This window comes from Streptomyces paludis (assembly GCF_003344965.1).
In the GTDB taxonomy this organism is placed as follows: domain Bacteria; phylum Actinomycetota; class Actinomycetes; order Streptomycetales; family Streptomycetaceae; genus Streptomyces; species Streptomyces paludis.
Genome location: NZ_CP031194.1, coordinates 4,708,979 through 4,721,255 on the forward strand (window position 1 = coordinate 4,708,979; position 12,277 = coordinate 4,721,255).

The window sequence follows — 12,277 nt, forward strand, 5'->3', positions numbered from 1 at the left end:
TCGTCAGTGAGTAGGAGATCGACTACGTGTCCGAAATGATCGACCTGAACAAATTCGCGCGGCTCTTCGAGACCTTCGAGCACTCCGCGTGGCGGCTCGAAACCCGGCGCGGCTACGCCTCCGACCGGGAGGACGAGACGTACCGCGAGTTCATCGAGACGGGCACCGTCCAGTGGGATTCCAACAGTGCCTGGTGCAGAAACATGCGCCATCAGACTTCGCAGGGCAAGCGCGTGGGCAGGGTCCGCATCGTCGACGCCCCGCCCACGACCGGGCAGCTCTACCTGCTCGACAACGCACGCCGCAACGCGGCCACCGGCGAGGACATGCGGAACCTGTGGCGCGCGGACGCCGACCGGCTGTGCCTGCCTGCCGAGGACTTCTGGATCTTTGACTCGCGCCAGGTCGCCCTGCTCAACTTCGATGGCGACGACAACCTCGTTGACGTCGAGCTGATCAGCGACCCGGCCACGGTACTGCGCTAAGTCCAACTCCGTGACGCCGCCTGCCATCACGCCGTCCCCTACGCCCAGTTCGCCACGCGCCTCTCGGCGGAGGCCGAGTAGCGGCTCTTCGGGTGCGGGAGGGCGGGCGCTCCCCGGATTGGCGGGTGTCCGGTGGTCGTCAGTCGGTGGTGCGGATGACGATCTTGCCGAAGGCGCCGCGGGCCAGGTGTTCGTATGCCTTGATCGCGTCGTCGAAGGGGTAGACGGTGTCGATGACCGGGGCCAGGCCGTGCTTTTCGATCCAGGCGTTCAGGTCGAGGAAGGCGCGGCGGTGGCCGACGGCGATGCCTCGGACGGCGGCCTGGCTGTAGAGCAGGGACAGGACGTCCAGGGGGGCGGTCATGCCGCCCAGGAAGCCGACCAGGGAGATGTGGCCGGCGGGCCGGGTGGCGTGGATGGACTGGTTGAGGTTGTCGCCGCCGACTACCTCGATGACCTGGTCCACGCCCTGTCCGTCGGTGAGTTCGCGTACCTTCTCGGCCCAGTCGGGGGTGGTGCGGTAGTTGATGAGGCCGGTGGCGCCGAGGGCGGCTGCCCTCTGGAGTTTGCCGTCGTCGCTGGAGGTGGCGATGACGCGGGCACCCAGCGCGGTGGCGATCTGGATGGCGAACAGGGAGACGCCGCCGGTGCCCTGGACCAGGACGGACTGGCCGGGCCGCAGGCCGCCGTACTCGACCAGGGAGAACCAGGCGGTCAGGGCGGCGATCGGCAGGGTGGACGCCTGCTCGTCGGTGAGGTTGGCCGGGGTCGGTACCGCCGATTCCGCTTCCAGGATCAGGTACTCGGCGAGGCCGCCGTCGGTCGGGCCGCCGAGCTGCCAGTCGGGTTCGTCCCGGGCGGGGGCGCCGTCGAGCCAGTGCGCGTAGAGGTGCGACATGACGCGGTCGCCGACCTGCCACTGGGTCACCCCGGGGCCGAGCTGGGCGACCACGCCGGCGGTGTCGCTGACCGGGATGAGGTTCTTCGGTACCTTCTCCGGGCTGTAGACGCCGTCGACGATCGCCTTGTCGCGGAAGTTCAGCGAGACCGCGGAGACCTTCACGAGGATCTCGCCGGGACCGGGCTTGGGGGTGGGGCGCTCCGCGAGGCGGAGGTTGTCCAGGCCCAAGTCTTCCAGCTGCCAGGCACGCATGAGGACACGTGCTCCTTTCTCCGGTGGTGGTGCGCGCGGTGTCCCGCTGCGCGGCGGGGGGTTTCAGGAGGTGGTGTCGTCGTGGGTGACGGTGACGACGATCTTGCCGACCTGGCCGTTGGCCTCCATGTAGCGGTGGGCCTCGGCGATGTCGCTCAGGTCGAAGGTCTTGTCGACGACGGGGGCGAAGGAGCCCGAGGCGAGTCCCGCGTTGATGAACGCGACCGCGCGGCGCAGCCGTTCGGGGTCGGAGGTGATCTCGAAGAGGGTGTAGGTGCTGGTGTTCAGCGCGGGGAAGGACCGCGCGTTGGGCAGCGGGGTGGTGCGCTGGTCGAGAGCGCCGTAGACGACCAGGTGTCCGCCGGGGCCGATGCCCTTGGCGAGGGTCTCGACGCCGGGGCCGGCGATCGGGTCGAAGGCCAGGCGTACGCCCGTACCGCCGGTGATCTCCGCGACGCGGGCGGCCAGATCCTCGTCGTCGGTGACGATGACGTCGGCCGCGCCGGCGTCCAGGAGGCGCTGCTTCTTGCCGGCGCCGCGGGTGGTGGCGATCGGGATCGCGCCGACGTGGCGGGCGACCTGGATGGCGGCCAGGCCGACGCTGCTGGAGGCGGCGGTGATCAGGACATGGTCGCCCGGACGCACCTGGCCACTCTCGGCGAGGGGGCCGTAGGCGGTGATGTAGGCCATCCAGACGGCCGCCGCGGTGACGGCGTCCACATTGCCGGGGCGGGGAACGACGGCCGAGGCCGGCAGGACGACGCTGTCTCCGTAGGTGCCGTACGCGCTCTGCGAGAACGCCGGCACCACGGCCACCGGGTCGCCCGCGGAGAAGTCGTGGACGCCTTCACCGGCCGCCTCTACGACGCCCGCGGCCTCGTAGCCCAGCGTGGAGGGGAAGACCGGCTGGTAGAAGTAGCCGCCTTCCCGGTACATGATCTCGGCCCGGTTCAGGCCGATCGCGTCGACCCGGATACGTACCTCTCCCGCGCCGGGAGCGCGGGTGGCGACATCGCGGATCGCGAGGACCTCGGGGCCGCCGGTCCGGTCGAACTGTACGAGCTTTGCCATGGTGCATCAGCCTCGGAAGGGAGAAAGCGGGAGACACCGGACCATCCCGGCGCGCTCTCCACCCTGCCTTAAACTTTGACCACGGTCAAATTACGACGCCCATCGAACTATGTACGTCACGAGCCGCCTCGGCGGACTCAGGCCCCGTCCGCCGTCTCCGTGGTCAGAGCCGCCAGCACCGCCGGCAGCAGCCCCGGGAACCGCTCGTCCATCTCGTCGGCGCGCAGCGCGTTCATCTTCGTGGTCCCCACGTAGTACTGGCGGATCACACCCGCCTCACGCAGCACATTGAAGTGGTGCGTCAGCGTCGACAGCGACACCGGCGCGACGAAGGTCCCGCAGCTCAGATCCGTACCCGCACCGGCCAGCTGGACCACCACCGACCGGCGCACCGGGTCCACCAGCGCCTCCAGGACCTGTTGCAGGGAGACCCGCGCCAGGTCGGGATGCTCCACCGTCCGGGGGGCGGTGCGGGGACGGGCCACGGTGACTCCTCAGGGCAGGCGTTCGATGTCGCCGTCCCATACTACGACCGCCATCGAATGAAGGGCCCGGGCGGCCGAGCCTCGCGCGTTCGTGGCCGCACGCGGTCGTTACGCGGCCGGCTTGCGGGCCACCGCGAAGATACGGCGGAAGGGGTAGGCGGTGCCGTGGGGGCCCGCGGGGTAGGCGGTGCGCAGGAGGGCGCGGTACTGGGCCGTGAAGGCCCGTACGGCGTCCTCGTCGCCCTTGAGCGCCGTCAGGACCGGCCGCAGGGCGGTGCCCTTGACCCAGTCCAGTACCGCGTCCTCGCCCGGGAGGAGCTGGAGGTACGTGGTCTCCCAGACGTCCGTCGCGCAGCCCAGGTCCGTCAGGCGGGTGAAGTAGTCCGCCGGGGTGAGGACACCGCCGGGGAAGCGGAGGCCCTGGCCGGGGCCGAGGCGGCCGCGCCAGGGCGGGGAGGCGCAGAGTTCGGCGAGGAGGGTGTGACTGGGGGCCGTGAAGTTGCCGGGGACCTGGAACGCGAAGGTGCCGCCGGGCGCCAGGGCCTCGATCCAGCGCGGGAAGAACGCGGCATGGTCCGGGATCCACTGGAGGGCCGCGTTCGAGACGATCAGGCCGTACGGTTCGCCGTCGGAGGCGGCCGGCGGCCAGTCCTTGGCGTCTGCCGTACGGAAGGTCAGCGTGCCGCCGCCGGGGGTCGGGCCCGCGTACTCCCGCGTCGCGCGCGCCAGCATCTCGGGCGAGTTGTCGAAGCCGGTGATACGGGCCGCGGGCCAGCGCTCGGCCAGCAGCGCGGTGACGTTGCCGGGGCCGCAGCCCAGGTCGGCGATGCGCGGCGGGCCTCCCGTCGCCGGGTCCTCCACTCGTGCCAGCAGGTCCCGGAACGGGCGGCTCCGGTGGTCCGCGTGCTTGAGGTACTGCGTCGGGTCCCAGGTGGGGGTGGTCAGAACAGGCATGCGTTCTCCGTTCCCTTGGCTCCCTTGGCTCGGGCGCCTTCCTCTCCCCACCCTGCACCCCCATATATCTTGACGTCAAGAGACTTCATATCGAGGGACCCTCTACACTGATCGCCATGGAGGATGAGGTCGACCGGTTGGTCGCTGCATGGCGCCGAGAGCGCCCCGACCTCGACGTGGAACCGCTTGAGGTGCTCAGCCGCGTCAGCAGGCTCGCCCGCCATCTCGACCGGGCGCGCCGGATCGCGTTCGCGGAGCACGGCCTGGAGCCCTGGGAGTTCGACGTGCTCACCTCGCTGCGGCGCGCGGGGGCGCCGTATCAGCTCTCCCCTGGGCAGTTGCTGACGCAGACCCTCGTCACGTCCGGCACGATGACGAACCGTATCGACCGGCTCACCAAGAAGAGCCTCGTCGAGCGGCTGCCCGACCCCAGCGACCGGCGCGGGGTGCTCGTCCGGCTCACCGCCGAGGGGCAGGACCGCGCGGATCAGGCGCTCGCCGGGCTGCTCGCCCAGGAGCGCGCCATCCTCGCGGAGCTGAGCACCGCCCAGCGGGGCGAACTGGCCGGGCTGCTGCGCCAGTTGACCGCGCCGTTCGACAACGTGCCCAGTTGAGCGGAGGCCCTGGTGCCGGTATCCGTGGATACCGGCACCAGGGCCCTGAGCCACTCAGGCGCTCGGCCGTCATCAGGCGCTCGGCCGTCAGGCGCTCGACCGCTCAGCCCGTCGACGTGATCGCCCGCGCCCCCAGATCCACCGGGCCCACCCCGGCCCTGCGGGCCAGCGCGACGGCCGCCAGGGTGGAGTGCACGCCGAGCTTCCCCAGCACGTTCTGCATATGCGTACGGACCGTGTGCGGCGACAGGAAGAGGCGTTCCGCCACGGCCTTGCGGCCCAGGCCCGCCACCATGCAGCGCAGCACCTCGCGCTCGCGCGGCGTCAGCGACTCGACGAGCCGCTCGCTCTCCGTACGGTGCTTGCGCGCCGCCGTCAGCTCGCGCAGGACGCCGGTGAGCAGCGCCGGCGGCAGATGCGTCTCGTCCCGCAGAACGCCCCGCATCACGGCGAGCAGCCGTTGCAGCGAGCAGTCCTTCGCGACCCAGCCGGACGCGCCCGCCTGAAGCGCCAGCGCCGCCCGGCGCGGGTCGTCCTTCTCGGCCAGCACGACCGTACGGACCGATGGCTGGCCGGAACGGACCCCGGCCACCAGCGAGATGCCGTCGACCGGCACCGGCGTCTCGCCGGAGCCGCTGTCGGGTACGGCGCGGGCGACCGGGACCTGAACCGGTATCACCGCGCCGAGATCGGCGTCGACCAGCATCACATCGAATCTGCGCCCCTCCGAGGCCGCCCGTTCGAGACAGCGCAGCGCGGCGGGCCCACTGCCCGCGGCGGCCACGTCGACATCGGGCTCGGCCGCGAGTGCCGCGGCGAGCGATTCGGCGAAGATGCGGTGGTCGTCCACCACGAGAACCCTGATACGTACCAATGGACACCCCCTCAAGGTGGGAGCGGACGGCACAGGCACGGCGCCCGGTAGTGCGAGTGACAGCTCAAGTCGCACGGCCGCCGCCGCGTGTTGACTGCTACCCCACCCCGGGCGTCGTACCCGCTTGTCTCCACCCCTGATCAGCACCGGCCCCCACCGGTGCTGTGCATCAGCGTACGGGCGCGGACCGGGAGCGGAAGGAGAATCGCGGAAATCCCGGGCCGTGCCCTCGGAGGTGTGTTATGGGAGTGATGAATGACGTTTGGTGAGGCGGGAGTTGCGGCTCTCGGGAGGCATTCCCGCGATCACGCCACCCGGTGCGCCCCCCGCGACGCGATCGCCGGGAACACCCTCGGCGCCGTGTACCCCGCCGCCGCGAACGCCTCCGTGACCGACTTCGCCACCGCGTCCGCCGCGTCCACCTCGACCAGGACGATCGCCGAGCCGCCGAAGCCGCCGCCCGTCATCCGGGCGCCCAGCGCGCCGGCCGCCGTCGCCGTCTCGACCACCAGGTCCAGTTCGGCGCAGGAGACCTCGAAGTCGTCGCGGAGCGAGGCGTGTCCCTCGTTCAGCAGCGGGCCGACGGCCCGGACGTCGTCCGCGTCGAGAAGCGCGATGACCTGCTCGACGCGGTGGTCCTCGGTGACGACATGGCGCGTGTAGTTCCGTATCGTCTCGCTCTGCCCGGCCGCCGCCAGCCGCTCCAGCGCGGCCGGCAGCTCCTCGTACCGTACGTCCCGCAGCGCGGGCACCCCGAGCGCCGCCGCGGCGGTCTCGCAGCCGGTGCGGCGCTCGGCGTAGGCGCCGTCGCCGAGTTCGTGCTTGACGCGGGTGTCGACCACGAGGAGCTGGAGGCCGTGGGCGGCCAGGTCGAACGGCACCTGGCGCTGCGCCATGTCGCGCGCGTCCAGGTGCAGCGCGTGCCCCTCGACGCAGCAGGCGGACGCCGTCTGGTCCATGACCCCGCACGGCACACCGGCGAAGTCGTTCTCGGCGCGCTGCGCGACGACGGCCAGTTCGGTCGGTGAAAGCCCCAGCTGGTACAGGTCGTTGAGGGCGACCGCGGTGACGACCTCCAGCGCGGCGGAGGAGGAGAGTCCGGCGCCCGTGGGGACGGTCGACCGCAGATGGATATCGGCGCCCGTCACCGGGTGGCCGGCCGCGCGCAGCGCCCAGACGACCCCGACCGGGTACGCGGCCCAGCCGCCGTTGTCGGCGGCGGGGTTCTCGGAGTGCGGGACGAGGTCGTCGACGCCGAGCTGGTAGACGCCCTGCGGGATGTCGGCGGAGTGGACGCGTACGACACCGTCCGTACGGCGCGAGACGGCGGCCACCGCGCGGTGCGGCAGGGCCAGCGGCAGCGCGAAGCCGTCGTTGTAGTCGGTGTGCTCGCCGATCAGGTTGACCCGGCCGGGCGCGGCCCAGACGCCGTCCGGCGCGGCGCCGTACAGCTCCTGGAACTCCGCCGCGACGCGGGCGGTGTCCACATCCGGAGTGCTTTCCGAGGAAGTGGATGTGGAAGGGGGAACGGTCTCGCTCACGCCTGCTTCTCCTCGCTGCGTGCGAACGCCCACGCGTCCGCGACGATGTCCGCCAGCTCGGCGCGGGCGGGCCGCCAGCCGAGGCGCTCGTGCGCCGTGGCGGCGGAGGCGACCAGGACGGCCGGGTCGCCGCCGCGGCGCGCGGCCACGGCCTCCGGCACCGGGTGGCCGGTGACCTTCCGTACGGTCTCGATGACCTCGCGGACCGAGAAGCCGCTGCCGTTGCCGAGGTTGCAGATCAGGTGCTCACCGGCGGTCGCCGCGGCCAGCGCGCGCAGATGGGCCTGGGCCAGGTCCGCGACATGGATGTAGTCGCGTACGCAGGTGCCGTCCGGCGTCGGGTAGTCCTCGCCGTACACGGAGATCGACTCGCGGGTGCCGAGGGCGACCTGGAGGACGAGCGGGATGAGGTGCGACTCGGGGCTGTGCCGCTCGCCGTACGTGACGCCGGAGGCGGACTCGTACGCGCCCGCGACGTTGAAGTAGCGCAGCGAGACGGCCGCGAGGCCGTGGGCCGCGCACTCGCCGGCGATCATGTGGTCGACGGCGAGCTTCGTCGCGCCGTACGGGCTGGTGGGCGCCGTCGGGTCGGACTCGGTGATGGGGGTGGAGACCGGCTCGCCGTAGGTCGCGGCGGTGGACGAGAAGACGATCGTACGGACGTCGGCGGCGCGCATCGCGGCGAGCAGCGCCATGGAGCCGGCGACGTTGTTGTCCCAGTACTTCTCGGGCTTGGCGACGGACTCGCCGACCTGCGAGGACGCGGCGAAGTGCAGCACGGCGTCGTACGAGGGATCCAGCCATTCGGCGGCGTCCTGGACGCGCCCCTCGATGAAACCGGCCCCGGCCGGGACGGCCGCGCGGAAGCCGGTGGAGAGGTCGTCGAGGACGGTCACCTCGTGCCCGGCCTCCAGCAGATGGGCCGCCACGACGCTGCCGACGTATCCCGCGCCACCCGTGACCAGGTACTTACCACTCATTTGCTCGCTACCTCTCGCAGTCGCTCGGCCGCGGCCTCCGGCGGCACGTCATTGATGAACACGCTCATGCCGGATTCGGAGCCCGCGAGGAACTTCAGCTTGCCGGAGGTCCGTCGGATGGTGAAAAGCTCCAGGTGGAGGGCGAACTCCTCGCGCCCGGCGGCCCGGAACGGCGCCTGGTGCCAGGCGGCGATGTACGGCGTCAGCGGCTCACCTTCGCCGAAGATCCGGTCGAAGCGCTTCAAGAGTTCCAGATAGATCTGTGGGAACTCTGTGCGCGCCGCCTCGTCGAGCCCGCGCAGATCGGCGACCCGGCGCCGGGGGTACAGATGCACCTCGTACGGCCAGTGCGCGGCGTACGGCACGAACGCCACCCAGTGCTCGCCCGCCAGCACCACCCGGCCGCCGCTGTCCCCCCCGCCGTCCCCGTCCACATCCCCGTGTCCGTCCGGGGCGGTCTCGCGCGCCAGGATGTCGTCGAAGAGGTTGCGGCCGGTCTCGGCGCGGTGCGCGGCGGCGTTGCGGAGCATCAGCGCGGAGCGCGGGGTGACGAAGGGGTACGCGTAGATCTGGCCGTGCGGGTGGCCGAGCGTCACACCGATCTCGGCGCCGCGGTTCTCGAACGGGAAGACCTGCTCGACCTCGGGCAGTTCAGCGAGTTCGGCGGTGCGGTCGGTCCATGCCGCCAGCACGAGACCGGCCTGCTCCTCGGTGAGGTCCGCGAAGGACGCGTCGTGGTCGGAGGAGAAGCAGATGACCTCGCAGCGGCCCGCGTCGCCGGCCAGGGAGGGGAAGCGGTTCTCGAAGACGGCGACGTCGTAGTCCTCGTCGGGGATCTCGCTCAGCCGGCCGTCCCGGGAGGGGCAGAGCGGGCACTCGTCGGCGGGCGGGTGGTACGTACGGCCCTGGCGGTGCGAGGCGATGGCGACCGCGTCGCCGAGCAGCGCGTCGTGGCGGATCTCGGAGGTGGTGGAGATCGGGTCGAGGGGGCGGTGGTCGGGAGCGTCGCGTACGACGTCGTCCCGGGAGTCGTAATAGACGAGCGCGCGACCGTCCGCGAGCTTCGTCACCGTCTTCTTCATGCGTTTGCCTCCGGCACCACAACGCCCAACCGATCACAACCAACAGAACTCAACACAACAAATCATAAATCAACAGGCGCGTCAACGGGCGGCCGGGTTGACGAGATCGTGGAACGCGCAGCGCAGAGCCCCGGGCAGCGGCGCCGTGACCGCTATCCGGGGCTGTCGTACGTCCGCGTCCGCGTCTTCCTTACTCGGTGCCGCCCTCCGACGGCTCCGCCGCCCGGTCCAGCAGTCCCGTACGGGCCGCCAGCGCCGCCGCCTCCAGCCGCGACCCCACGCCGAGCTTCATCAGCACCCGCTGCACATGCGTCCTGGCCGTGCTGGGCGCGATCCCCATGCCCGCCGCGATCAGCCGCGTGTCCTCGCCCTCCGCGACCCGTACCAGCACCTCGATCTCGCGCGGTGTCAGGATCCGCAGCAGCCGCTGCCCCTCGTCGTCCGGCTGGGCCGCCGGGTTGAGCAGCTCGGTGAAGGCGCCCTGGAGGAGCTGCGGCGCCACCGCCGCCTCGCCCGCGCGCGCCTTGATCATGGCGCGCTCGACGCCCTCGATGCGCTCGTCGTGCCGTACGTAACCGGAGGCGCCGGCCGCGAAGGCCGCGGCGATCCCGCGCGGATTCGGCACCGGGCCGAGCACCACCACGGCCACCTGCGGGCGGTCGCGCTTGATCCGTACGATCGGGTCGAAGACCCCCGGCTCCGCGGGCACCGCCGTGCCGAGCAGGCACACCTCGGGCGCCCTGCTCACCACCAGATCGGCGACGCCGGCCGTGGGCGCCGCCGCCGCGAGCACCCGGTGCCCGCGCAGTTTCAGTGCCGAAGCGAGCGCCTCGGCCAGCAATCTGTGATCGTCGACCACCATGAGCCGCACGCCCACGAACAAACCCCCATCCCCGCTGGTCCCTTGGCCCCCCGGCCTCTTGACCCGGCAAGCTACACGCTTGTTCGACCTCGCGCGCCCCTTACTTGCCAGAAGCCGCTCGGATTGCCGAATTCCCGCCCATTCAGGACTACTTACGGCCTGTCGCAGGTACAGAGCGCTTTACAGAAACGGGGCCGCGGTCCGTGGTGTCACCCACAGGACCGCGGCCCCGCCGCGTCCGTAACGCCGCAATGCCTGCCTTCTCGCTTACTGCTTCGTCGTGAACGACATCGCCAGGTAGCGCTTCTTGCTGTACTCATTGGGCTTGCTGATGAACGGGCTGGAGATGAACATCCGGCCGTCCCGGTAGAGCAACTCCATGGAGCTGGGCGTGCTGAAGTCGTTCTCCTGCTCGGTGGCCGACCGCTCGCCCGAGTTCTCCAGCAACAGCGTCTGCTTGAACGTCGAGCCGTCGACGGAGATGATCTCGCCGCCCTTGTCATAGGTGGGCGTCTTGTACACGATCACGTTCGAGCCGTCCATCCGGACCGGGTACATCTGCCGGCGCTCGCCCGCGTCGGCGCGGCCCGTGACGCCCTTTCCGGTGGTGAGGTCGAAGCCGATGATCTCGTTCGTACGCCCGTAGTCCGAGCTGCCCTCGTGCTCCGCGGTCGGCACGTAGATCTTGCCGTCGCCCACCACCATCAGCGAGCACTTCTCGACATCCGTCGAACCGCAGCGCGCCTCGAACTTGCCCACCGCGGAGATCTTGGCCAGCAGCTTTCCGGTCTTCTCGTCGATCGAGAAGAGGTCCGAGAAGCCGTTGCCGCCCTCGGCGGTGTCACCGACGTCGGCGGCGACCACCAGCGGCTTGGTGGAGACGATGTGCGGGTAGTCGACACCGGACGGCATCGTGTACGCGGAGAGCGGCGCGCCCGTGAGCGGGTTGAGCGACTGGATGGTCATCTGCGGGTCGTTGGTCGAGCCGCACTTGCGGACCGCGACCAGCGCCTCGCCCCCGCCGTAGCCGGTGTCGTAGCAGCCGTCGGTGCTGACCTCGGGCTTCCAGCGGACGGCGCCGGTCTTGATGTTGAAGGCGGCGCCGCCGTCGAAGCCGCCGACGGCGACCGTCTCGCCGCTGAGGGTGATCTCGCCGAAGGAGTAGTCGCGCTCCCCGTCGTTGGTGTCCTTGAGCGACTTGTTCCAGACCATCTCACCGGACTTGAGGTCGATCACGGCGATCTTGGTGCAGCGCGGGTACTTGTTCGCCTCCGACGGCTTCTCGGCCGCGAAGGCGATCGCGGTCCGGTAGTCCTTGGAGACATGCTTGGTGGTGGCGCAGATCTCGCCGGGCAGCGGGATCGCCCAGAGCTGGGTGCCCTTGGTCAGGTCGTAGCCGACGATCTGGTCGATGCCCGTCTTGACGTACGTGGAGTCGCTGAGCCACGAGCCGTAGACGGACGTGCTGTCCGTGACCTTGGGCAGCGGCACGGTGAAGGCGACCTTGGCCTTGGTGTTGGACGGCGCCTGCTCCGAGCCGCCGCCGCCCGTACCGCCCTTGTCGCCGTCCTTGTCGCCGTCCTTCGTGTCACCGGTGGCGCCGGACGAGCTGTTCTTGGCCTCGTCCTTCTTGGAGCCGCCGGAGTTCGCGAACCAGACACCGGCGCCGATGATCAGCACGACGGCGACGGCCGCGGCGATGACGATCTGGAGCCGGGTGTTGGACTTGCCGGGCTTGCCGCCGGACACGGCGGTCGCGGGCTGCTGGAACTGCTGGAACCCCTGCGGGTGTTGCGGGTACTGCTGCTGATACTGCGGGTACTGATGAGGCTGCTGATACCCCTGCTGCTGGTATGGCGGGTGGCCCTGCTGGTACGGGGGCTGCTGCGCCGGGTAGCCGTAACCCGGCGGCGGTACGGGCGGCTGCTGGCCCGGGTAGCCGTACCCGGCGGGCGGCGGGTCCTGCGGGGCGCCGAACCCGCCCGCCGGGGGCTCCTGCGGCGCGCCGAAACCGGCGGGCGCGGGGCCGGGCGGCTGCTGGGGCGGGGTGGGGGGTGCGGGCGGCGTGGTCGGCTGGCTGGGCTCAGCGGGCCGGCCGGCCGGCGCCGGGGGCTGGTTCGGCGGCTGACTCGGTGGCGTGGGGGGCTGGTTCGGGGGCTGCGGAGGCTGTGTCATG

12 protein-coding genes are annotated in these 12,277 nt (G+C 71.1%); 2 read left to right on the plus strand and 10 right to left on the minus strand.

Going from position 1 to position 12,277, the window contains the following annotated elements; genetic code table 11:
* The first annotated feature begins 35 nt into the window (after positions 1-35).
* Positions 36-485, plus strand: coding sequence for a DUF6879 family protein (locus DVK44_RS20945; RefSeq protein WP_331461651.1), 450 nt, complete (start codon positions 36-38; stop codon positions 483-485).
* 139 nt (positions 486-624) lie between these two features.
* On the opposite strand, the gene DVK44_RS20950 is transcribed toward DVK44_RS20945, so the two are convergent.
* The 4 genes from DVK44_RS20950 to DVK44_RS20965 all read right to left on the minus strand — a co-directional run bounded on the left by DVK44_RS20950 (position 625) and on the right by DVK44_RS20965 (position 4,148).
* Complete coding sequence (locus DVK44_RS20950) at positions 625-1,638, minus strand: zinc-dependent alcohol dehydrogenase family protein (protein WP_114661037.1); 1,014 nt, start codon at positions 1,636-1,638, stop codon at positions 625-627.
* A gap of 63 nt (positions 1,639-1,701) precedes the next feature.
* Positions 1,702-2,709, minus strand: a complete 1,008-nt coding sequence (locus DVK44_RS20955; protein WP_114661038.1) for a zinc-dependent alcohol dehydrogenase family protein — start codon at positions 2,707-2,709, stop codon at positions 1,702-1,704.
* A 137-nt stretch (positions 2,710-2,846) separates the two neighbouring features.
* A complete protein-coding gene (locus DVK44_RS20960) occupies positions 2,847-3,194 on the minus strand; it encodes an ArsR/SmtB family transcription factor (RefSeq protein WP_114661039.1) in 348 nt (115 codons plus the stop codon).
* 108 nt (positions 3,195-3,302) lie between these two features.
* Positions 3,303-4,148 carry a trans-aconitate 2-methyltransferase gene (locus DVK44_RS20965; protein ID WP_114661040.1) on the minus strand — a complete coding sequence of 282 codons (846 nt, stop codon included), beginning with the start codon at positions 4,146-4,148 and terminating at the stop codon, positions 3,303-3,305.
* A gap of 116 nt (positions 4,149-4,264) precedes the next feature.
* Here DVK44_RS20965 and DVK44_RS20970 point away from each other — a divergent pair, with 116 nt between their 5' ends.
* Complete coding sequence (locus DVK44_RS20970; RefSeq protein ID WP_114661041.1) at positions 4,265-4,762, plus strand: MarR family winged helix-turn-helix transcriptional regulator; 498 nt, start codon at positions 4,265-4,267, stop codon at positions 4,760-4,762.
* 103 nt (positions 4,763-4,865) lie between these two features.
* On the opposite strand, the gene DVK44_RS20975 is transcribed toward DVK44_RS20970, so the two are convergent.
* From DVK44_RS20975 to DVK44_RS21000, 6 genes are all read right to left on the minus strand, one after another.
* Positions 4,866-5,636 carry a LuxR C-terminal-related transcriptional regulator gene (locus DVK44_RS20975; RefSeq protein WP_114661042.1) on the minus strand — a complete coding sequence of 257 codons (771 nt, stop codon included), beginning with the start codon at positions 5,634-5,636 and terminating at the stop codon, positions 4,866-4,868.
* 305 nt (positions 5,637-5,941) lie between these two features.
* Positions 5,942-7,123 carry a galactokinase gene (gene galK / locus DVK44_RS20980; RefSeq protein ID WP_114661043.1) on the minus strand — a complete coding sequence of 394 codons (1,182 nt, stop codon included), beginning with the start codon at positions 7,121-7,123 and terminating at the stop codon, positions 5,942-5,944.
* 50 nt (positions 7,124-7,173) lie between these two features.
* A complete protein-coding gene (gene galE / locus DVK44_RS20985) occupies positions 7,174-8,157 on the minus strand; it encodes a UDP-glucose 4-epimerase GalE (RefSeq protein ID WP_114661044.1) in 984 nt (327 codons plus the stop codon).
* A complete protein-coding gene (galT, locus tag DVK44_RS20990; RefSeq protein WP_114661045.1) occupies positions 8,154-9,239 on the minus strand; it encodes a galactose-1-phosphate uridylyltransferase in 1,086 nt (361 codons plus the stop codon). The genes galE and galT overlap by 4 nt, the downstream gene beginning before the upstream one ends.
* A gap of 190 nt (positions 9,240-9,429) precedes the next feature.
* Positions 9,430-10,116 (minus strand): response regulator transcription factor, encoded by a 687-nt coding sequence (locus tag DVK44_RS20995; RefSeq protein ID WP_114665323.1) that lies wholly within the window; start codon positions 10,114-10,116, stop codon positions 9,430-9,432.
* A 252-nt stretch (positions 10,117-10,368) separates the two neighbouring features.
* Positions 10,369-12,276 (minus strand): outer membrane protein assembly factor BamB family protein, encoded by a 1,908-nt coding sequence (locus DVK44_RS21000; protein WP_114661046.1) that lies wholly within the window; start codon positions 12,274-12,276, stop codon positions 10,369-10,371.
* Position 12,277 lies beyond the last annotated feature (1 nt).

What these genes read in the sequence shown, in the direction of transcription:
- galT (WP_114661045.1), bottom strand. Translation starts at nt 9,239, where the DNA reads ATGAAGAAGACGGTGACGAAGCTCGCGGACGGTCGCGCGCTCGTCTAT.
- DVK44_RS20955 (WP_114661038.1), bottom strand. Translation starts at nt 2,709, where the DNA reads ATGGCAAAGCTCGTACAGTTCGACCGGACCGGCGGCCCCGAGGTCCTC.
- DVK44_RS20945 (WP_331461651.1), top strand. Translation starts at nt 36, where the DNA reads ATGATCGACCTGAACAAATTCGCGCGGCTCTTCGAGACCTTCGAGCAC.
- galE (WP_114661044.1), bottom strand. Translation starts at nt 8,157, where the DNA reads ATGAGTGGTAAGTACCTGGTCACGGGTGGCGCGGGATACGTCGGCAGC.
- DVK44_RS21000 (WP_114661046.1), bottom strand. Translation starts at nt 12,276, where the DNA reads ATGACACAGCCTCCGCAGCCCCCGAACCAGCCCCCCACGCCACCGAGT.
- DVK44_RS20950 (WP_114661037.1), bottom strand. Translation starts at nt 1,638, where the DNA reads ATGCGTGCCTGGCAGCTGGAAGACTTGGGCCTGGACAACCTCCGCCTC.
- DVK44_RS20970 (WP_114661041.1), top strand. Translation starts at nt 4,265, where the DNA reads ATGGAGGATGAGGTCGACCGGTTGGTCGCTGCATGGCGCCGAGAGCGC.
- DVK44_RS20965 (WP_114661040.1), bottom strand. Translation starts at nt 4,148, where the DNA reads ATGCCTGTTCTGACCACCCCCACCTGGGACCCGACGCAGTACCTCAAG.